A 20661-nucleotide genomic window follows, 5' to 3' on the forward strand; every position below is an offset into this window, starting at 1 on the left:
AAACAATGAAAAGAAGAATTGCTGGATGTTTAAGTTTAGCAATGTCAATGGCTCTAGTATTATCGGGTTGTGGTAAAAGTGATGTTGGGAGAGCAGCGAAGGATTTAAAAGGATCAGAAGTTATAGCGGCTGTAAATCCAGAAAAAGTGCCACAAACAGCAAAAAACAGAAAAGATACTTTAATTGTTGGATTTACAGCACCAGAAGGAAAATTTAATCCCATATATGAAAGTTCAGTAGATGATGGTTATGTTGCTCAATTAGTTTTTGAAGGGTTATTGACAAATGATGCGAAAGGAAATCCTGTAGAAAAAGTAGCTAAGAAATGGGAGATTTCAAAGGATAGCAAAACCTATACCTTCCATTTAAACAAAGGCATTAAATTTAGCAATGGAGAAGAATTAACTGCAAAGGACGTGGAATTTACTTATACAGCTATTTGTGACCCAAAGTATGATGGACCCAGAACAGACGCTGTAGATAAATTGGTTGGGTATAAGGAATACAATAAAGGTGATGCTAAAACAGTTAAAGGCATAAAGGTTATAGATGACAATACAATTTCATTTACATTAACAGATGTTAAATCACCAGCTCTAAGTTCTGATTTTATTTATGGAATTATGTGCAAGAGTTATTATGCATTTGAAAAAGGTAATATAGATAAATTAAAAAAAACATTCTTAAAACCGATGGGCAGTGGTCCATATATATTTAAAGCATATAAGGCAGGTCAAGAAGCTGACTTTGAGAAAAACCCTAGTTATTGGAAGGGTGAAGCTAAGATTAATAAGTTAATATTAAAAGTTACTAATGCTCAAACCAATATTCAATCACTTTCCGCTGGTGAAGTAGATATTGATAGAATTGCAACTGAACCAGAAAATATCCAAATGCTTAAAAGTGCAGGATTCATAGATATGCAACTTTTTCCGGATAATGGATATGGATATATAGGGTTAAATCTTAAAGATGAAAAATTAAAAGATGAAAGGGTACGGCAAGCACTTACTTATGGTTTAAATAGAAAAGGATTTATAGATGCTAGATATAAAGGATATGCTGATGTTTGTAATGCACCAGTATCACAAGTATCTTGGGCATATACTGATGACATAAATAAATATGAATATAATCCTGAAAAAGCAAATAAATTATTAGAAGCAGCAGGTTGGATTAAAAAGGAAGATGGATTTAGATATAAGGATGGTAAAAAGTTTCAAATCCATTGGATGACTTATCAAGGAAGTAAATACGTAGAATTGTTAATTCCAATAGTAAAGGAGAATTGGAAGGCCATAGGAATAGATGTTATTCCTGAATTAATGGAATTCAAGACTATGTGTACAAAGGTTTTTGATGAACAAAAATTTGATATGTATAATATGTCTTGGACTTTAAGTATTGATCCAGATCCATCAGGATTATTCTCAGAAAAGCAAGCAGAGCTCGGTGGATTCAATCCAGGAAATTGGGTAAATAAAGAAAGTGAAAAATTAATGGCAGATGCTCTTAAGACTACGGATGTAAAAGAAAGAAAGGTATTATATCAAAAGTGGTTAAAACTTTTCACAGAGGAAGCTCCATATGTTTTGTTAGATCAATGTAAAATGATGTGGGCTGTAAGTTCAAGAGTTAAAGGTATAAACATCTCTCCATATGTTAATTTTACTTATCAAATTGCAGATGCAGAATTGATTGAACCTAAAGCTAAATAGGTAAATGATGCTTTAATTATATTTTGCTATGCTTGGGGTTACCAAGCATAGTTTATAAAGGGGGATTGTCATGAGGCAGTATATAACTAGAAGATTACTGCAAATGATACCAGTTTTAATAGGGGTATCTATAGTAATATTTTTAATATTGCAGTTGGCACCAGGTGATGCATTAACAGGTAAAATGGATCCACATTTAACACCAGAAAGAAAGCAAGAATTAAGACATCAAATGGGACTAGATCTACCGGCGTATAAGCAGTATCTTAGATGGGCTGGAGGAGTACTTCATGGGGATTTTGGCGAATCTACTAACTTTAAACAGCCAGTAGGAAAGGTTATGAACACATATATTTGGAATACATTTTACCTAGCTATACTCTCATTAATACTAAGTGTATTAATCTCAATTCCAATCGGAGTGGTTTCTGCAACTAAGCAGTACTCAAAATTTGATGGATTTTTCACCGTGTTTGCCCTGATAGGTATTTCTATGCCCTCATTCTTTTTTGGTATGCTTCTTATAAAAGTTTTTGCTGTAGACCTTAAAATACTTCCGGTTTCTGGAATGAGCACGGCTGGAAGTACAGTAGCAGGCATTTCCTATGGTTTAGATGTAGCTCGTCATATGATACTACCGCTAATTGTACTTACTTTAAGTAGTGTGGCAGGTCTTATGAGATACACAAGATCAAGTATGCTAGAGGTAATAAGGCAGGATTATATAAGAACAGCTAGAGCTAAAGGACTTAAAGAAAAAGTGGTTATATATAAACATGCTCTTAGAAATGGAATGATTCCTGTTATTACTTTACTGGGATTTTGGCTTCCTTTATTATTTTCTGGAGCGTTTATTACAGAAAGCATTTTTGGGTGGCCTGGCATAGGACCTATAGAAATTGCTGCAGTAAGTGGACGTGATTATCCACTGCTCATGGGAATAAATATCTTATTTGCAGTGTTAACTTTGGTTGGGAATCTAATTGCAGATGTTACTTATGCCGTAGTTGATCCGAGAATAAGGCTTAAATAGGAGGTGTTAAAATGCAAGCAGAAGTAAAACCAAAAGTGAAGCAAATTAAAAAAGAAGAAATTTTAAGCCCTTGGAAGATAATAAGAAAACGGTTAAAAAAGAATAAACTAGCTATATTTGGAATGTATATACTGTTGTTTATGGTGATTATGGCATTAATTGGTCCATTAATATCACCTTATAAAATGGAAACTATAGATTTATACAATGTATCATCTTCACCTTCTTTTAAACATCTTTTGGGTACCGATGATGTGGGAAGAGATGTTTTAGTAAGAGTGATGTATGGGGGCAGAATATCTCTGTCAGTAGGAGTGCTCGCTGTATTTGTTGAAGTACTAATTGGAAGTATGTTAGGAGGAATAGCAGGCTTTTATGGTGGAACAGTGGATAGTGTAATAATGAGGATAGTTGATATATTCTTATGCTTTCCAAGTTTGCCACTACTAATAATGCTGGCAGCTGTAATGTCAGATTTAAATGTTGCCCCACAGTATAGGATGTACGTAGTTATGTTTATTATAGGATTACTTGGATGGCCAAGCCTTTGCCGTATTGTTCGAGGACAAATACTATCGCTTAGGGAACAGGAATTTATGCAGGCAGCAGAAGCTTTAGGACTTAAGGATAGAAGGAAAATATTTAGTCATCTACTACCAAATACCTATGCGTCTATTATAGTTTCAGCTACTTTAGGTATAGGTGGTGCAATTCTAACGGAATCAGCATTAAGTTTTCTAGGACTTGGAGTTACTCCCCCTACGCCGTCTTGGGGTCAAATGGTCCAGGCAGTTAATAATGCATATATATTACAATTCAAACCTTGGATTTGGGCGCCTCCTGGCATATGCATTTTCTTAACGGTAATGGGTATAAATTTATTTGGAGATGGACTTCGCGACGCCATCGATCCCAAACTAAAGGTTTAGGAGGTGTATTATGAGTAAAAATTTAGTGGAGATAAAAAATTTGAAAACATATTTTTACACAGAAGATGGAATTGTGAAAGCTGTTGATGATGTTAGTTTTAATATTAGAAAAGGTGAAATAATAGGTGTAGTTGGAGAATCGGGTTGTGGTAAAAGCGTTACGGCAATGTCAATAATGAGATTAATTCCGTCACCACCCGGAAAAATAGTTGGAGGCGAAATTCTGTTTGAAAATAAAAATATTTTAGAACTTAAAGGCGATGAAATAAGAAAAATAAGGGGGAATGACATAGCAGTAATATTTCAAGAGCCTATGACTTCATTAAATCCTATATTCACTATAGGGTATCAAATAGAAGAAGTAATAATGCTCCATCAAAAGTTAAATAAAGTTAAGGCTAGGGAAAAAGCAGTAGATATGTTAAAGCTAGTTGGAGTGCCAAGAGCTGAGGACATAGTGAAGTGTTACCCTCATGAGCTTAGTGGAGGTATGCGCCAAAGGGCAATGATTGCAATGGCTGTGTCTTGTAATCCAAAGCTTTTAATAGCAGATGAGCCAACTACTGCATTAGATGTAACAATTCAAGCGCAAATACTTGATATTATGAAGGATCTAAAGAAAAAGCTTAATACTTCAATAATGCTAATAACTCATGATCTTGGAGTAATTGCTGAAATGGCAGAATATGTAGTAGTAATGTATGCTGGTAAGGTTATTGAAGAAGCACCTGTAATTGAGTTATTTAAAAATCCAATGCATCCATATACTGAAGGCTTAATGAAATCTAAACCTTCACTGGATAAAGATGTAGATAGATTATACTCAATACTCGGACAGGTTCCAAACCCAATTAATATGCCAGAAGAATGTTATTTTTGTGCAAGATGCCCGAAAGCTATGGATATTTGTAGAAAGAAGCAACCACCTACTTACGAGATAAGGCAAGGACATAAGGTAGCCTGCTTTTTATATGAGGAGCAAAACAACTAATAAATATTTTGTACTATGAAGCGATGCAAGGAGGGGAAGTAAGTGCACGATGAAATAGTTAGAGTAGAGAATTTAAAAACATATTTTCCTATTCAGGGTGGAATACTTAAAAAGACTGTAGGTTATGTTAAAGCTGTAGATGGGGTATCTCTATATATAAATAAAGGTGAAACCTTGGGCCTAGTGGGTGAATCAGGATGTGGGAAAACTACAGTTGGTAGAACTATGTTAAGGCTTATAAACAAAACAGAAGGCAATGTTTATTTTAAAAATCAAAATGTATTTGATTTATCGAAAAAAGATTTAAGAAAGATGAGACCTAAAATGCAAATAATTTTTCAAGATCCATATAGTTCTCTTAATCCAAGACTTACTATAGGGCAAATAGTTGGAGAATCGCTAATAGATCATGAGTTATTGCCTAAAAGCGAAATTGCTGGTAGAGTTCAAGAGGTGCTTGAGATTTGTGGGCTTGCACCTTATCACATAAGAAGATACCCACATGAATTTTCAGGTGGGCAAAGGCAGAGAATAGGAATAGCAAGAGCTCTTATATTAAATCCTGAATTTATAGTTGCTGATGAACCTGTATCAGCACTAGATGTGTCCATTCAATCTCAAATAGTTAATTTAATGTGTGATCTTCAAGAAAAAATGGGGTTTTCATATTTATTTATTTCGCATGATTTAAGTGTAGTAAAACATATTAGTCATAGAATAGGGGTTATGTACCTAGGATCTTTGGTGGAATTAGCATCAAAAAATGAATTGTATAATAATCCTCTTCATCCATATACGAAGGCATTGTTATCGGCAGTGCCTCTACCAGATCCAACATTAAAGAGAGAAAGAATTATTCTTAAGGGAGACATACCAAGTCCGGCAAATCCACCCTCTGGCTGTAAATTTCATACCCGATGTCAATATGCTGTGGAAAGATGCAAAAATGAATGTCCACAGTATAAAGATGTAGGCAGTAAACATTTTGTAGCTTGCCACTTGCTGTAAGGTAATGATTGGTAGCATAAAAGGATAGTATATTGAATTTCCAAAGTAAGGGGGGAATATATGAGACAGGAAAGAGAACTAGAAAGAATAAAGGATAGTGATTTGAATTGTGATGAAGGTGTAGGATGGAAGGACATTGTAGCCATTGTTATAGCACAATTTCAGATATTTATGCCAATAGTTATGGGAGCTGCATTAGTCATGAGTTTGTTGTTATTTATTGTAATGAAAGTATGGATCAGAAGTTAATAATAGTCAACTAGTAGTTGTAAAAAAATGTATATTTGTTTAAAAATACACCCTAGAGATAATGAAAAATTTGTCGAAGATGAATTTGCACTATCACTTGGGTGCTTATTTGGGTATAATTGAAGTGTAGGGACATTTAATCTCATGCCCCTAATGTTAGAACATGAAAAGGATGGTATGTATATGAATTTGTTAACAATAGAAGAAATGAGTAAAAGTTATAGTGAAAAAATACTCATTAATAAAGTGTCATTAGGTATAAGTGATGGCGATAAAATTGGATTAATAGGAGTTAATGGAACAGGAAAATCAACTTTTTTAAAAATAATAGCTGGCTTTGAAGTTCCTGATGGGGGAAGAATTTTAAAGGGAAACAAAGTGAATATAGAATATTTATCTCAAAATCCTAAATTTGACCCAGAAGCTACAGTGCTTGAGCAAATTTTTAAAAGTGAAACTGATGTTATGAAGGTTATAAGAGAATATGAAGTAGCTATGGAGAAAATGGAGGAAAATCCAGAAGATGAATCCGTTCAAAATACTTTAATGAACCTTAACACTAAGATGGACGCATGTAACGGATGGGAAGTTCAAAATGAAGCTAAAATAATACTTACAAAGCTTGGAATAACCGATTTTAAGCAGCGAATAGGCAACCTTTCAGGTGGACAAAGAAAAAGAGTCGCTTTGTGTAGTGCTCTAATTACTCCCTCAGATTTATTAATTTTGGATGAGCCTACAAATCATATGGATAATAAAATAATAGATTGGCTTGAGAAATTTTTAAATAGTAGAAAAGGTGCACTACTTATGATTACTCATGATAGGTATTTTTTAGATAGAATAACAAATAAAATTATTGAGCTTGATAAGGGTAATCTATATAGTTATCAGGGGAATTATAGTGTGTTTTTGGAAAAGAAAGTTGAAAGAATGGCTTTAATGGATACAATAGAGAAAAAAAGAGAGAGTTTATTTAAAAAGGAACTAGCTTGGATAAGACGTGGGGCTAAAGCTAGAAGTACTAAGCAAAAGGCGAGAATTGACCGTTTTGATGAGCTTCGCGATGGAAAAGTTGATGTAACAAACGAAAAGTTAGAATTATCCTCGGCATCTACTAGACTTGGTAAAAAGATTATGAATGTAGAGAACATATATAAAGCATATGGTGATAAAAAATTAATTAGTAATTTTAGTCATACTTTTACTAGGAGAGATAAAGTAGGTATTATAGGACCTAATGGTATGGGGAAATCTACGCTTATGAATATTTTAAGTGGAGTATTAAGCCCAGATTCAGGGGTAATAGATTGGGGAGAAACATTGAAAATTGGCTTTTTCCATCAAGAAAATGGTGAGATGAACGAAAAGCTACGTGCTATAGAGTACATTCGAGAAGGTGCAGAATATATAACTACAGGCGATGGAGAACAGGTTACAGCTTCTCAAATGCTTGAGAGATTCTTATTTGATGGAACTACTAAGCATTCATTTATTTCTAGTTTATCCGGTGGAGAAAAACGAAGACTATATTTATTAAGGATTCTTATGGAAGCTCCAAATGTACTATTTTTAGATGAGCCAACTAATGACTTTGATATTCAAACTCTAGCAGTACTCGAAGATTATTTAGATGGGTTTAGTGGTGTGGTTATAACTGTATCTCATGATAGATACTTTTTAGATAGAGTATCTGACAAAATATTCAGTTTTGAGGGAAATGAAAAGATAATTCAATTTGTAGGTAATTATTCTGAGTATAAAGAATATATAGAAAAAAATCCGAATTTACTAGAAGTAGATAAAGAAGACAAAAAAGATGTAAATGAAGAGGTTGCAAGCAGTAAAGATGAGGCAATTAAAGAAGAGAAGCTTTTGAAAATTACATTTAAAGAGCAGAAAGAATTTGATGAAATCGACGGTAAAATTGAGCAAAAGGAAGCAGAACTTGTGGATATTAATAAAAAAATCAATGATGGAAGTAGTGATTTTGAATATTTGCAGAAACTAGTTAAGCAGCAAAAGAATATTGGAGTTGAAGCTGAACAGCTAATGGTGCGATGGACATATTTAAATGAATTAGTTGAGAAAATAGAGCAGCAGAAAAACAATTAAATCATCACCCACTTATACAAGTGGGTGATTTTGTTTCTGAAATGTTATTGAAAATTTATGAGTGATAAGTTTATTTAATAAAGAAGGTATGGTCTGTGGATAAAAATAGAGATATAAAAATATCTGTGCGTAACTTAGTAGAGTTTGTACTAAGGGCTGGCGATTTAGATATGAGGTTTATGGGGAGTAGCAGAGCTGTAGAGGGAACCAAAGCACATCAAAAAATTCAAAGTGAGAATAAAGAAAAGTATTCGGTATTACTTGGAGAAGAATATCGCGCTGAGGTAAGTTTAAAACACAGTATACTATATAATGGGGCCTCGATTATAATTGAGGGGCGTGCTGATGGTATTCTAATCAAAAATAATAAAGTTACCATAGATGAAATTAAAACAGTTGCTAAGGATATAGAACTTATTAAGGAAGATTATAATAGTCTTCACTGGGCTCAAGCCAAATGTTATGCATATATATATGGGATTCAAAATAATCTTGGGCTTATTAATGTTCAATTAACCTATTATGAAATAGATACGCAAAAAACTAAGCAGTTTATCAAAGCTTTTTCAATTGAAAAACTACAAGAATTTTTTGATGAAATTATCTCTAGCTATTTTGTATGGGCAAATATTGCTAGTGAGTGGAATAAGGAAAGAGATAGTACTATAAAAGAGTTGTTGTTTCCGTTTGAAAATTATAGGGACGGTCAAAGGGAACTAGCTGTCTGCGTATATAAAACAGTAGTAGAGAAAAAGAAAATGTTTGTGCAAGCCCCCACAGGAATAGGTAAAACTATATCTACTTTGTTTCCGGTGGTTAAAGCTATGGGAGAAGGGCATACCACAAAGATTTTTTACCTAACAGCCAAAACTATAACAAGACGAGTTGCAGAGGATGCCTTTGATAAAATGAAATCAAATGGACTTAAATTTAAGACGATTACACTAACAGCAAAGGATAAAGTATGTCTTAGTAAAGGTAGTGCATGTAATCCGCAGCAATGTAAATTTGCAAAAGGACATTTTGATAGAGTTAATGAAGCGCTACTTGATATTCTGAAAAATGAAAATACATTTAGCAGAGAAATAATTGAGATATACTCAAATAAATATAACGTATGTCCATTTGAGTTTTCATTGGATTTAACTGTGTGGGCTGACAGCGTTATATGCGATTATAATTATGTATTTGATCCTAGGGTTTACTTAAAAAGATTCTTTACTGATAACGGTGGGGAATATACTTTTTTGGTTGATGAGGCTCATAACTTAGTGGATAGAGCTAGAGAAATGTTTTCAGCGCAAATTAGTAAAAAATTGATTATGCAATTGAAAAAAGATATAAAAGGTCTTGACGATCAAATGTACAAAGTTTTGAATAAGTTAAATGCTCTTATCAACAGCATGAAGAAAATGTGTAATGAAGATGGATATTACAAACAAAATGCTGAACCAGTGGATGTATATAACCTCCTTACGAGGCTTACTAAAATATTAGAAAAATGGCTCACGAAAAATGAAAAATCTGAAACATATGATAGTTTTTTAGAATTGTATTTTAACTCTTTGAGTTTTATTCGGGTAGCTGAACTTTATGATGATAAATATATAACCTATGTAGAAAGTGGGTTAGATGACGTAGTATTAAAAATATTTTGCTTGGATCCATCTAAGCTTTTAAGCGAGGCGTCAAAAAGAGGTCAATCAGTGATATACTTCTCTGCAACGCTACTACCATTAGTATACTTTAAAGAGATTTTGGGTGGAGAAAGTAAGGATTACCATTTAACGCTGAATTCTCCCTTTGACAAAAGTAAGCTTAGGGTAATGGTAGCTAAGGACATTTCTACTAAATATAAATATAGAGAAAATAGTTACCTAAAGATAGTAGAGTACATATATTCTGTAATAAGTGCTAAGAATGGAAATTATATGGTATTTTTTCCTTCATATAAATATATGGAGGAAGTGTGTAATAGTTTTACGCAAAAGTATCCACATATCAAAGTAAGTATCCAAACCAATTCTATGACTGAAGATGCCAGGGAAGAATTTTTGCAAAACTTTAGTAGTTCGAGTGATGAGAATATTTTAGGTTTTGGAGTTTTAGGTGGTATATTTTCTGAAGGTATTGATTTAAAAGGTGATGCATTAATTGGTGTTATAATCATCGGTGTAGGTCATCCTATGATTTGCTTTGAACGGGAAATTATTAAAGAATACTTTAATAATAAAAGCAATTGTGGCTATGAATATTCTTATATGTACCCAGGTATGAATAAAGTACTACAGGCGGCGGGAAGGGTAATTAGAACAGAGGAAGATAGTGGGATCGCGCTGTTAATAGATGATAGATTCCTTAACCAAAGGTATAGACGACTTTTCCCAAAGGAATGGGACAATTATCATATAATAAATAATAGCACTCATGCTAAAAAAGAGATTTGTGAATTTTGGGAATAAGGAATTGTAAAAATAATATTATCTAAGAAAATAAAAAAACTTGAGCATTTGCTCAAGTTTTTTATATACAAATAATTAAAGTCTATTTATAAGATACTGTGGGGGGATAAAAAAGGAAACTAATTTAATAATAACCGCTACAGATACATCTACATAAAATATTTTCCTTTTTATAGTTGGGGGTATTTAATTTTAAAGGGATTATATCAAAATAAGTTTCCTATATATAAACGGTATATTTCGACTTATTTCTTACTCTAAGATTAACATGTATTACACATATAGTCAATGGGATTTTTAAAAGTTTAATATAAGCTGATTAAAAATGAAAATAGATAAATATATTCGACAAAATATAATGAAATTTACATTTTCATTTAGTGATTTATCAGTGATGTTATAACATTTTTGTAAAATATTAATTCTAACTAGTTTTATATTTTACTTATATCGTATTCTCTCTATAGGTTAGTTAGCTATATAGGTTGACGATTTCCTATACTATTAATTAAATAAGTAATAGTAACAGGAGCTTAAAAGGTTTTTGGGGGTATTTTTTACAGAAAATTAATAATAATATAGCATTTATAGTGCTAGAATATAATATAAGAGTAACAATGCTGAAAGTGCTAAATTAAAATTATTATATTTAGTTTACTGCTTACACATGTTAAAGTAGATAACAATTAATAATTGTTATCTACTTCAGAAAATGATAGGGGGAATAGTATAAATGTTTGTTAAATCTTCTAGAGAAGTTTATGGCTGGGATAGATTTTCAACAGCAACCTTATTGATAGGAATATTTTTGTTAGTAGCTAGGTATTCATGGATTTTAGGAACAGCACTTATTATATATTCAATTTGGAGATGTAGGTCAACTAATGTACATGGGAGAAATAATGAAAAATTTGTTTTTGAAAATATAGAAAGACATTTTTATCGTAAAATCAATAATTTAAAACAAAATATTAAACTAATTAATATTAAAATTAAAAATTATAGACCTATAGAGAGATTAAAGGAAAAAAAGAAGTATATAATAACTAGCTGTCCTAAATGTGAACAAAAATTAAGATTACCAAGAGGAAAAGGTAAAATTATTATAACTTGCTCAAAGTGCTGTAGCGAGTTTAGGTTGAAGACATAAAAAAAAGATATCCTTTTAAAGGATATCTTTTTTTTATTGTTAGGCTTATATGCCCTATTTTATTTAATAAAAAATTATCTTGAATTATTTACCTGAACCTAACTCAGCAAGACAGTCTTTACAAATATTTTTACCTTTGTAGTTTACAACGTCTCTTGCATTTTGACAGAAAATACAAGCTGGTTCATATTTTTTAAGAATAATTTGATCACCATCTACATAGATTTCTAAAGCGTCCTTGATATCTATATCCAAAGTTCTTCTCAATTCTATAGGAATAACAATTCTTCCAAGTTCGTCCACTTTTCTTACAATACCTGTTGATTTCATTTAATTTCCTCCTCAAACATCTTTCGACTTATTTATAATTAAATTGTAGCAAAAATAACATAAAACGTCAATAGGTTTATGAAAATATTTAAGAAAAATAATAAAAATTAACAAACTTTTACGTATTATGCAAAAAAAATATAATGGTCTGTCATTTTAAACATTATTATAATATCTTATACAATATACATAAAATTTTAATAATTACAATATTCATAATAGATTGTAATTGGTGTAAATCATGATAGTAAATAAAAAAAGGTTAGTACAGTGGGTACTAACCTTTAAAAATGTAACTATCTATAATTAGTGAATTGTAGGGGAATATCAAAATCTTTCGATTTTATTAAAGCCATTACTTGCTGTAGATCGTCAAGGTCCTTGCCGGTAACCCTTAGCTGATTATCCATAATTTGAGCTTGAACTTTAATTTTGCTGGATTTAATTTCAGCAATTATTTTTTTCGATTTTTCAGTAGAAATACCTTTTACAATTTTGGCTGTTTGCCTTGCAGAACCTAATGTAGCAGGTTCTTGTTTACCTAGATCTAATGCTTTTCCAGATATACCTCTTTTAATTAACTTACTTACAAGAACGTCTATAACTGATTTTAATTTAAAATCATCATCAGATATTATTTTAATATCTTCTTTTCCTAGGTTAATTTCAGTAATAGTATTTCTAAAATCATACCTTTGTTTAACTTCTTTCAATGCTTGGTTTATTGCATTGTCTACTTCTTGCATATCGACATCTGATACTATGTCAAACGAATGTGCAGTTGCCATAATTAAAAACCTCCTATATATTTTTATGTTAATTAATAGAATCTTATTAATTAATAGTAGATTAATAATTTGAAAATGTCCAGTAGTTAATGAGTAAAAATTATAAAAACTATAAACTTGATAGCGATTTGTTTATTTATGAAATGTTATTAAATCATGAAAATCAAATGTTTGATATGTTTTAAATATCATAAAGTTGACGAAAATAGATAATAATACATGTTTTGATTAAAACAAATACAAAGTTCGTCGCCATAAAGGTACAAATTTTTTAAAATAATGTTATACTATTGTAAGAAATTATTACGTATGAGAGGAAGAAATATATGTTGCGTGAAGCACAAGAAAAATTAAAAAAGTATTATGGATATGATAATTTTAGAAAAGGACAAGAAAATGTAATAGAGAGTATAATAAGCGGAAAAGATACCTTTGCTGTAATGCCTACTGGTGCAGGGAAATCGGTGTGTTACCAGATACCTGCTCTAATGCTAAAAGGAGTAACACTCGTAATATCACCACTTATATCGCTTATGAAGGATCAAGTAGATACATTGAATAGTATAGGGATAGCTGCAACATATATAAATAGCTCATTAAGTATTAATGAAGTTAATGAAAGAATTGATAAGGTAGCGCTTGGGGAGTTTAAGCTTCTTTATGTTGCCCCAGAAAGGTTAGAATCAGACTTCTTCTGCAATATGTTAAATAGATTAACAATATCGCTTTTAGCAGTGGATGAAGCTCATTGTGTATCTCAATGGGGACATGATTTTAGAACCAGTTATGCAGCAATTTCTAGTTTGATAGAAAAATTACAAGAAAGACCAATTATAGCGGCATTTACAGCTACTGCAACAGAGGAAGTAAGGTTAGACGTTATAAAGTTATTAAAATTAAGAGAGCCGGATGTTTATGTAACTGGTTTTAATAGAGAAAATTTGAGCTTTACTGTTATTCGTGGAGAAAACAAAAGAGATTTTGTATTAGAATACATTCAAGATAATAAAGACCAAGTAGGGATAATATACACTTCTACAAGGAAGGAAACGAATAATCTCTATGAGCTTTTGAATAAAAAGGGATATAGTGTTGGAAGATACCATGCGGGGCTAGGAGATGAAGAGCGAAAACAAAACCAAGAAAAGTTTTTGTACGACGATATCAACATTATTATAGCTACAAATGCTTTTGGAATGGGAATAGATAAATCAAATGTTCGATATGTAATTCATTATAATTTGCCAAAGAGTATGGAATCTTATTATCAAGAAGCGGGACGTGGAGGCAGAGATGGAGAGCCTAGCGAATGTATACTGTTATTTTCTGCAGCAGATGTGTTACTTCAAAAATTTTTTATAGAACAAAGTGTCGTATCACCTCAAAGGAAGGTAAATGAATATAAGAAACTTCAAGCTATGGTGGATTATTCACATACTTCAAGATGTTTACGACAGTTTATTTTGGAATATTTTGGCGAAGAAAATGTTCAAGATAAATGTGACAATTGCAGTACATGCAATGATGAAAGTGAACTGGTAGATATAACTATAGAGGCACAAAAAATATTTTCTTGCATCTTTAGGATGAAGGAGAGGTATGGTACTTCATTAATTGCAGAAGTACTTCGTGGCTCAAAGAATAAAAAAGTTTTGGAACTTGGATTTGATAAGTTATCTACCTATGGGATAATAAAGCAATATACTGTTAAAGAGATAAGAGACCTCATAAATGTGCTTACGGCAGAAGAATATCTTTCACTTGCAGATGGTCAATTTCCGGTGGTTCATTTAAAAGATAAAGCAGTGGCAGTACTTAAAAATGAAGAAAAAGTGTATCAAAAGGTTGAGAAAAAGAAAGCTAAGGTAGCTCGCGATACTGGTTTGTTTGAAATATTGAGGTCCCTTCGAAAAGAAATTTCAGACCGGGAAAAAGTTCCACCTTATATTGTGTTTGCAGATAGCGCGTTAAGAGAGATGAGCGAATATTTCCCAGTAAATAATAAAGAAATGCTAAACATTAAAGGGGTAGGAGAATCTAAGCTTAAGAAGTATGGTGAGGAATTCATTCAGGTTATAAAAAAATATATGCAGGAAAACAATATAGAACTAAAGGCAGAAATACTATATAATGAAAATGATGAGAAGGTTCAAACTGAATGTGCGGTAGAAAAAGCTTGCGAAAATGAAGGAAAGATCCCTAGCTATGTTATTACTTATAATATGTATAAAGAGGGTAAAAGCATAGAGGACATAATTTACGAGAGAAAATTAAAAAGCCTCACAGTACAAGAACATATATTTAAATGTGCTTATGAGGGTTTTGATGTTAATTTAGATGATTTTATTCCAAAACATCAGGAAGCGCTTATTATTGAAGTTATAGAAAAAATTGGAGCTTCAAAGCTTAGACCTATCAAAGAAGCATTACCAGAAGAAATAGATTATTTAGCTATAAAAGCAACAATATTTAAATACGCTAACAATAAGATTTCTTAGAAAAAAGGAGAAAATATGAATAAATTATTTAATGAACTAGGATTACAAGAAAACCTTATAGAAGGTTTGATTAAACAGGGGATACAGAGCCCTACAGAAATTCAAGTAAAGGCTATACCAATTGGACTTGAGGGCAAGGATATTATAGGAGAATCAGAAACAGGTTCAGGTAAAACACTGGCTTACTTATTACCTATATTTCAAAAAATAGACACAACATCAAAGGATATTCAAGCGATTGTACTTGCACCTACTCATGAACTTGCAATGCAAATACATAAGCAAATAGAATTGCTATCAGAGAACTCAAATAGCAACATCAAATCAACTACCATAATAGGTAATGTTAACATCAAAAGACAGCTAGAAGCTCTTAAGGAAAAGCCACATATAATAGTTGGATCCGCAGGAAGAATTTTAGAACTTATAACTATGAAGAAACTGAAATCACACTTCGTTAAGACTATAGTAATAGATGAAGGCGATAGAATGATAGATGAAGATAACATAGATGGGGTAAAGGCCATAATAAAAACTACGCTTAGGGATAGACAAATTATGATATTTTCAGCTACGATTTCGCTTAAAGTTGTTGAGATTGCTAAAACTTTGATGAAGGATCCAGAAGTAATTAAAGTGGGTGATAAAAGTCAGGTAAATCCTAATATAGAGCACATGTATTTCGTAGTTGAAAAGAGAGAGAAACTGGTTCTACTCAGAAAACTCATAAGTGCTACTAAACCTGAAAAAGCAATAATATTTATAAACAAAAGTGATGAGGTAGAAATTACAACTTCAAAGCTTGGTTATCACGGATTAAAGGTTGAGGGTATTCATGGAAGCTCTGATAAACTTAATAGAAAAAAAGCTATTGAGGATTTCAATGCAGGAAAAATTCAACTATTAGTTGCTTCTGATTTAGCAGCTAGAGGCCTTGATATAGTAGGAGTGTCACATATATTTAATCTTGATATACCAGAGAATCCTAAGGATTATTTACATAGGGTAGGTAGAACGGCAAGAATGGGTGAACATGGTTTTGCATTATCTATAACAGAAGAGAGAGAACTTGATCTAATTAAAAACTATGAAAAAGATTTTAATATAGAAATTCTGCCTAAAGATATTCGTATGGGAACAATTATTGATTTACAAAACACACCTAAAGCAAAGTCAATAGAACATAATTTTAGATCTGATAGCAAAGCATCAAACACTAATAAGTCTAATAAAACTAGATAAGAAAGAAATAAATTACATTGGCCTAGTTTCTTTCCGTATGGTATAATGAGTCAGTAGTTTTGACTAGAATGAAATTACTTAATGTATGGAGGTATTTATAAAGATATGATTAGTACAAATAACGTAAGTTTAAGATATGGTGCACGTAAATTATTTGATAATGTTAATATAAAATTTACTCCAGGTAATTGTTATGGATTAATTGGTGCGAACGGTGCCGGTAAATCAACGTTTCTTAATATATTATCAGGTCAAATTGAACCTAATACAGGAGAAGTTAATATTACAGCAGGAGAAAGATTAGCATTCTTAAAGCAAGATCATTTTGAATTTGATGAATATGAAGTTGTCAAAACTGTAATGATGGGGCATGTAAGATTGTTTGAAATAATGAATGAAAAAGATGAATTATATGCAAAACCAGATTTTACTGATGAGGACGGAATTAGAGCTTCGGTACTAGAAGGCGAATTTGCAGAACTTAATGGATGGGAAGCTGAATCAGAAGCTTCAACTCTATTGATGGGACTTGGAATAACTGAAGACCTTCAAAACAAAACAATGAAGGAATTAACAGGATCAGAAAAGGTTAAGGTACTCCTTGCTCAAACACTATTTGGAAAACCAGACATTCTATTACTAGATGAGCCTACAAACAATTTAGATGTAAAATCTAAAAATTGGCTTGAAAGTTTCCTACTGAATTTTGATAGTACTGTTATAGTTGTTTCCCATGATAGACATTTTTTAAATAAAATATGTACTCATGTTGCAGATATAGACTTTAGCAAAATTCAATTATTTGTTGGAAATTATGATTTTTGGTATGAATCTAGTCAGTTGGCTCTTCAAATGGCTAAAGATCAAAATAAGAAAAAAGAAGAAAAAATTGTTGAATTACAAAACTTTATTGCTAGATTTAGTTCTAATGCATCTAAAGCAAAACAGGCTACTTCTCGTAAAAAGCAATTAGATAAATTGACTTTAGATGATATAAAACCATCTTCTCGTAAATATCCATTTGTTGGATTTAAGCCAGAAAGAGAAGCGGGAAATGATTTATTGACAGTTAAAAATCTAAGTAAAACTGTGGATGGAGAAATACTTCTTGATAATGTTTCTTTTATAGTTAACAAGGGAGATAAGATTGCTTTTACAGGTGCAGATGAAATAGCTAAAACTACATTATTTAAGATAGTAATGGGTGAAATGGAGCCGGATAGTGGTGAGGTTAAGTGGGGAATTACTACTTCTAAGGCTTACTTACCAAAGGATAACACGGAATATTTTAATGGCGTAGATTGCACATTAGTTGATTGGCTTCGCCAATATTCAGATGAAAAGGCTGAAAGCTTTATTAGAGGCTTTTTAGGCAGAATGCTTTTCTCTGGAGAAGAGGCCCTTAAAAAAGCCAGCGTATTGTCCGGTGGAGAAAAGGTTAGATGCATGCTTTCTAAAATGATGCTTAGTAATGCTAATGTATTAATTTTTGATGAGCCCACTAATCATTTAGACCTAGAGTCTATTACGGCGTTAAACAATGGGTTAACTAGCTATACTGGAACAATGTTACTTACATCTCATGACTCCCAACTAGTTGCAACAGTTGCAACTAGAATAATAGAAATTACACCTAAGGGGATAATGGATAAACAAATGACTTATGATGAATTTATAGAAAATAATGAAGTTCAAAAAGAACTAGAACTTATGTACAAATAAAAAAGAAGCACTTCTAATAATATTATTAGGAGTGCTTCTTTTTTTATTAAATTAACAACCAAAGCCACCAAAGCCGCCGAAGCCGCCACGGCCACCAATACCACCACAGCCTAATAGTAAAAGAATTATCAAGATACTGCCATTTCCGCAGCCAAAGCCACTTCCAAAGCCACTTCCAAAGTTATTATCACAGCAGCAAGCAGGTTTACAACAACTAACAGGCTTACAACAACTAACAGGTTCACAGCAACAACAACAATTTTTATGTCTATGACTCATATAAATAACCTCCTTATTTTTAATAAGTAAAAGTTTAAAAATCAACGTAGGTAGCTAAATTAGCAACTTAAGAAGAAATTTTACACTTAAACTTAAGTAATGAAGTTGCTTTGGTGTTAATGCCACCATAAATAGGTGATGGACTGCTTTTGAAAGGTCGTTAAATGAATGAAGTTGTAGCTGTACTTTAATATATTCCGCATTTTATTAAGTGTGAATATAAGTTGTAGGAAATCTTTAAAAAAAAATTTGATGAATCCTTTTATTTTCTCATAAAATATTCATAAGACCTATTCATCATACAGAAGTAATGTCATTCCTATACGCATAGTATAATTATGTATATAATAACAAAAAATAGAATTTAATTGCGATTTATGATATAATAGAGTACATAATTAATATTAAGTTATAAATATCTTATATGGGTCACTGACAGTCACCTAAAAAAAGGGTTTTTCCTAAAAATATAGAATATAAGTATTAAGGATAAAAATTGTTTTAAAATGGGAGGTACATGATATGATAAAAGAGAATACGTTAACTTCGGCTAAAGAAGCTGGTGGATCAACAGCAGAAGAGGCAATAACAATAGTTTCTGATGTTACAAAAGAAAATGTTGATAAGACTATTAATGCGGTGAAGGATATGGCTAAAAATGTTAAATCAAAAGCTAGAAGGGCAACTACTGCTACAAAAAAAACAGCTAAAAAAACAATAGCGAAGAGAATTGATGTTGGATTCTATGTTCAATATAAGGGAAAAGAGGTTTCCAAAAAAACAATACTAGAAAAAGTTTATGAAGAATGGGTAAAATCTCACAAAATTACAGAACTTAAAACCTTAGATGTATATATAAAGGTTGAAGAAGATATAGCCTATTGCTTGGTAAATGGTGAAATTAAGATTAATTTGAAATTATCCTAACATAATTCAATAATATTTTAGGAGGGGATTTTTAATGTTGCAAGAAAGACTTAATAAGGTTCTAAAGATCATGGCGCTAAAGAAAACACCTCAAATGATAGTTTCTGACCCAGCGGCTATATTCTATCTTACGGGGAAGTGGATTTTATCAGGAGAAAGAATGCTTGTACTCTATATTAACTTAGATGGACATAACAAATTGTTTATAAATGAGTTATTCCCTATAAGTGAAGATTTAGGGGTAGAAAAGATATGGTTTAACGATACTCAGAGTCCAGTAGAAATTCTTGCAAGAAACATTGATAAAGATAAGCCTATGGGAATAGATAAAAATTGGCCAGCTCATTTCTTAATAAAATTAATGAAGCTTAAAGGTGGAAGTACATTTGTTAATGGATCTGAAATTCTTGACAGAGTAAGAATGTGTAAGGACGAAGGTGAAAAAGATCTAATGAGGGCAGCTTCAAAATTAAATGATACCGCTGTGGATAAAATGATAAAGCTTATCCCTAAAAAATATTCAGAAAAGAAAATGGGAAAGTTGCTTGGTGATATATGGGAAGAAATGGGTACTGAAGGGCATTCATTTGATCCGATTATAGGTTATGGGGCAAATGCTGCTGATCCTCATCATGAATTGGATGGATCAATGGTTAAAGAAGGGGACAGCGTAGTTATTGATATCGGATGTAAGATGAATTCATACTGCTCAGACATGACTAGAACTGTTTTCTATAAAAGTGTATCAGATCATAGTAGAGAAGTTTATAATATTGTTAAAGAAGCAAATAAAAGGGGAATTGAAAAAGTTAAAGCAGGCGTTAGATTTTGTGATATTGATGCTGCAGCTAGAGACTATATCTCGGAGAAAGGATATGGAAAATATTTTACTCATAGATTAGGGCATTCAATAGGAATAGAAGTTCATGATTTCGGTGATGTTTCCTCTGCTAATACTGATAAAGTTCAGCCAGGACAAATTTTCTCCATTGAGCCAGGTATTTATCTTCCGGGTGACGTGGGTGTTCGTATAGAGGATTTAGTAATAGTTACGAAAGAAGGTTGTGAGGTATTAAACCATTATACAAAGGACTTAATTATTGTAGAATAGTATAAAAGTGCTAAATAAAATAAAAGAGTTAAATAATATAAAAGGGCTTTGATAAATTAAAATTTTATCGAAGCTCTTTTATATTATTTCGAGGGTATAAATAATTTTC

General features: G+C 31.8%; 17 protein-coding genes. 14 read left to right on the top strand and 3 right to left on the bottom strand.

The window, feature by feature from the left end:
• The first annotated feature begins 5 nt into the window (after positions 1 to 5).
• From ACWJJ2_RS18620 to ACWJJ2_RS18660, 9 genes are all read left to right on the top strand, one after another.
• Positions 6 to 1718: an ABC transporter substrate-binding protein gene (locus tag ACWJJ2_RS18620; RefSeq protein ID WP_220287390.1), complete on the top strand. Its 1713-nt coding sequence runs from the start codon at positions 6 to 8 to the stop codon at positions 1716 to 1718.
• Between the two features lie 70 nt (positions 1719 to 1788).
• Complete coding sequence (locus ACWJJ2_RS18625) at positions 1789 to 2751, top strand: ABC transporter permease (RefSeq protein WP_220287388.1); 963 nt, start codon at positions 1789 to 1791, stop codon at positions 2749 to 2751.
• Positions 2752 to 2762: 11 nt separating this feature from the next.
• Positions 2763 to 3680 carry an oligopeptide ABC transporter permease gene (opp4C, locus tag ACWJJ2_RS18630; RefSeq protein ID WP_216303262.1) on the top strand — a complete coding sequence of 306 codons (918 nt, stop codon included), beginning with the start codon at positions 2763 to 2765 and terminating at the stop codon, positions 3678 to 3680.
• A gap of 10 nt (positions 3681 to 3690) precedes the next feature.
• On the top strand, positions 3691 to 4671 hold the full coding sequence (locus ACWJJ2_RS18635) for an ABC transporter ATP-binding protein (RefSeq protein ID WP_462953655.1): 981 nt from the start codon (positions 3691 to 3693) through the stop codon (positions 4669 to 4671).
• A 42-nt stretch (positions 4672 to 4713) separates the two neighbouring features.
• Positions 4714 to 5679 carry an ABC transporter ATP-binding protein gene (locus tag ACWJJ2_RS18640; protein WP_462953656.1) on the top strand — a complete coding sequence of 322 codons (966 nt, stop codon included), beginning with the start codon at positions 4714 to 4716 and terminating at the stop codon, positions 5677 to 5679.
• Positions 5680 to 5739: 60 nt separating this feature from the next.
• Entirely contained in the window at positions 5740 to 5928 is a 189-nt protein-coding gene (locus ACWJJ2_RS18645; RefSeq protein WP_165414639.1) for a hypothetical protein, read from the top strand.
• 183 nt (positions 5929 to 6111) lie between these two features.
• Positions 6112 to 8043: an ABC-F family ATP-binding cassette domain-containing protein gene (locus ACWJJ2_RS18650; RefSeq protein ID WP_216303291.1), complete on the top strand. Its 1932-nt coding sequence runs from the start codon at positions 6112 to 6114 to the stop codon at positions 8041 to 8043.
• A 170-nt stretch (positions 8044 to 8213) separates the two neighbouring features.
• Positions 8214 to 10505: an ATP-dependent DNA helicase gene (locus tag ACWJJ2_RS18655; protein ID WP_462954363.1), complete on the top strand. Its 2292-nt coding sequence runs from the start codon at positions 8214 to 8216 to the stop codon at positions 10503 to 10505.
• Positions 10506 to 11238: 733 nt separating this feature from the next.
• Entirely contained in the window at positions 11239 to 11655 is a 417-nt protein-coding gene (locus tag ACWJJ2_RS18660; RefSeq protein WP_165414641.1) for a hypothetical protein, read from the top strand.
• Between the two features lie 84 nt (positions 11656 to 11739).
• Here ACWJJ2_RS18660 and ACWJJ2_RS18665 read toward each other — a convergent pair whose 3' ends face one another.
• Positions 11740 to 11985: an AbrB/MazE/SpoVT family DNA-binding domain-containing protein gene (locus ACWJJ2_RS18665; RefSeq protein ID WP_071614011.1), complete on the bottom strand. Its 246-nt coding sequence runs from the start codon at positions 11983 to 11985 to the stop codon at positions 11740 to 11742.
• Between the two features lie 296 nt (positions 11986 to 12281).
• The gene (locus ACWJJ2_RS18670; RefSeq protein WP_165414514.1) at positions 12282 to 12773 is read right to left on the bottom strand and encodes a YajQ family cyclic di-GMP-binding protein; all 492 of its coding nucleotides are present in this window, start codon (positions 12771 to 12773) and stop codon (positions 12282 to 12284) included.
• A 326-nt stretch (positions 12774 to 13099) separates the two neighbouring features.
• Here ACWJJ2_RS18670 and recQ point away from each other — a divergent pair, with 326 nt between their 5' ends.
• The 3 genes from recQ (at position 13100) to ACWJJ2_RS18685 (ending at position 18235) form a co-directional block, all read left to right on the top strand.
• On the top strand, positions 13100 to 15271 hold the full coding sequence (gene recQ / locus ACWJJ2_RS18675) for a DNA helicase RecQ (protein ID WP_216303258.1): 2172 nt from the start codon (positions 13100 to 13102) through the stop codon (positions 15269 to 15271).
• A 15-nt stretch (positions 15272 to 15286) separates the two neighbouring features.
• Positions 15287 to 16513, top strand: coding sequence for a DEAD/DEAH box helicase (locus ACWJJ2_RS18680; RefSeq protein WP_462952820.1), 1227 nt, complete (start codon positions 15287 to 15289; stop codon positions 16511 to 16513).
• Positions 16514 to 16618: 105 nt separating this feature from the next.
• The gene (locus ACWJJ2_RS18685; protein WP_216303256.1) at positions 16619 to 18235 is read left to right on the top strand and encodes an ABC-F family ATP-binding cassette domain-containing protein; all 1617 of its coding nucleotides are present in this window, start codon (positions 16619 to 16621) and stop codon (positions 18233 to 18235) included.
• A 51-nt stretch (positions 18236 to 18286) separates the two neighbouring features.
• On the opposite strand, the gene ACWJJ2_RS18690 is transcribed toward ACWJJ2_RS18685, so the two are convergent.
• Positions 18287 to 18514 (bottom strand): ground-like protein, encoded by a 228-nt coding sequence (locus ACWJJ2_RS18690; protein WP_216303255.1) that lies wholly within the window; start codon positions 18512 to 18514, stop codon positions 18287 to 18289.
• A gap of 522 nt (positions 18515 to 19036) precedes the next feature.
• Between ACWJJ2_RS18690 and ACWJJ2_RS18695 the strand changes: the two genes are divergently transcribed.
• Both ACWJJ2_RS18695 and ACWJJ2_RS18700 read left to right on the top strand, forming a co-directional pair.
• Positions 19037 to 19441 carry a DUF6465 family protein gene (locus ACWJJ2_RS18695; protein WP_462953657.1) on the top strand — a complete coding sequence of 135 codons (405 nt, stop codon included), beginning with the start codon at positions 19037 to 19039 and terminating at the stop codon, positions 19439 to 19441.
• A gap of 34 nt (positions 19442 to 19475) precedes the next feature.
• Complete coding sequence (locus ACWJJ2_RS18700; RefSeq protein WP_462953658.1) at positions 19476 to 20552, top strand: M24 family metallopeptidase; 1077 nt, start codon at positions 19476 to 19478, stop codon at positions 20550 to 20552.
• The last annotated feature ends 109 nt before the right edge of the window (positions 20553 to 20661 follow it).

The organism is Clostridium sp. CM039, assembly GCF_055081075.1.

Bases quoted from the DNA above. Each gene is read 5' to 3' on its own strand.
- ACWJJ2_RS18700 (WP_462953658.1), top strand. From the start codon at position 19,476: ATGTTGCAAGAAAGACTTAATAAGGTTCTAAAGATCATGGCGCTAAAG.
- ACWJJ2_RS18620 (WP_220287390.1), top strand. From the start codon at position 6: ATGAAAAGAAGAATTGCTGGATGTTTAAGTTTAGCAATGTCAATGGCT.
- ACWJJ2_RS18670 (WP_165414514.1), bottom strand. From the start codon at position 12,773: ATGGCAACTGCACATTCGTTTGACATAGTATCAGATGTCGATATGCAA.
- ACWJJ2_RS18655 (WP_462954363.1), top strand. From the start codon at position 8,214: ATGAGGTTTATGGGGAGTAGCAGAGCTGTAGAGGGAACCAAAGCACAT.
- recQ (WP_216303258.1), top strand. From the start codon at position 13,100: ATGTTGCGTGAAGCACAAGAAAAATTAAAAAAGTATTATGGATATGAT.
- ACWJJ2_RS18665 (WP_071614011.1), bottom strand. From the start codon at position 11,985: ATGAAATCAACAGGTATTGTAAGAAAAGTGGACGAACTTGGAAGAATT.
- opp4C (WP_216303262.1), top strand. From the start codon at position 2,763: ATGCAAGCAGAAGTAAAACCAAAAGTGAAGCAAATTAAAAAAGAAGAA.
- ACWJJ2_RS18685 (WP_216303256.1), top strand. From the start codon at position 16,619: ATGATTAGTACAAATAACGTAAGTTTAAGATATGGTGCACGTAAATTA.
- ACWJJ2_RS18680 (WP_462952820.1), top strand. From the start codon at position 15,287: ATGAATAAATTATTTAATGAACTAGGATTACAAGAAAACCTTATAGAA.
- ACWJJ2_RS18650 (WP_216303291.1), top strand. From the start codon at position 6,112: ATGAATTTGTTAACAATAGAAGAAATGAGTAAAAGTTATAGTGAAAAA.
- ACWJJ2_RS18625 (WP_220287388.1), top strand. From the start codon at position 1,789: ATGAGGCAGTATATAACTAGAAGATTACTGCAAATGATACCAGTTTTA.
- ACWJJ2_RS18635 (WP_462953655.1), top strand. From the start codon at position 3,691: ATGAGTAAAAATTTAGTGGAGATAAAAAATTTGAAAACATATTTTTAC.
- ACWJJ2_RS18695 (WP_462953657.1), top strand. From the start codon at position 19,037: ATGATAAAAGAGAATACGTTAACTTCGGCTAAAGAAGCTGGTGGATCA.
- ACWJJ2_RS18660 (WP_165414641.1), top strand. From the start codon at position 11,239: ATGTTTGTTAAATCTTCTAGAGAAGTTTATGGCTGGGATAGATTTTCA.
- ACWJJ2_RS18645 (WP_165414639.1), top strand. From the start codon at position 5,740: ATGAGACAGGAAAGAGAACTAGAAAGAATAAAGGATAGTGATTTGAAT.
- ACWJJ2_RS18690 (WP_216303255.1), bottom strand. From the start codon at position 18,514: ATGAGTCATAGACATAAAAATTGTTGTTGTTGCTGTGAACCTGTTAGT.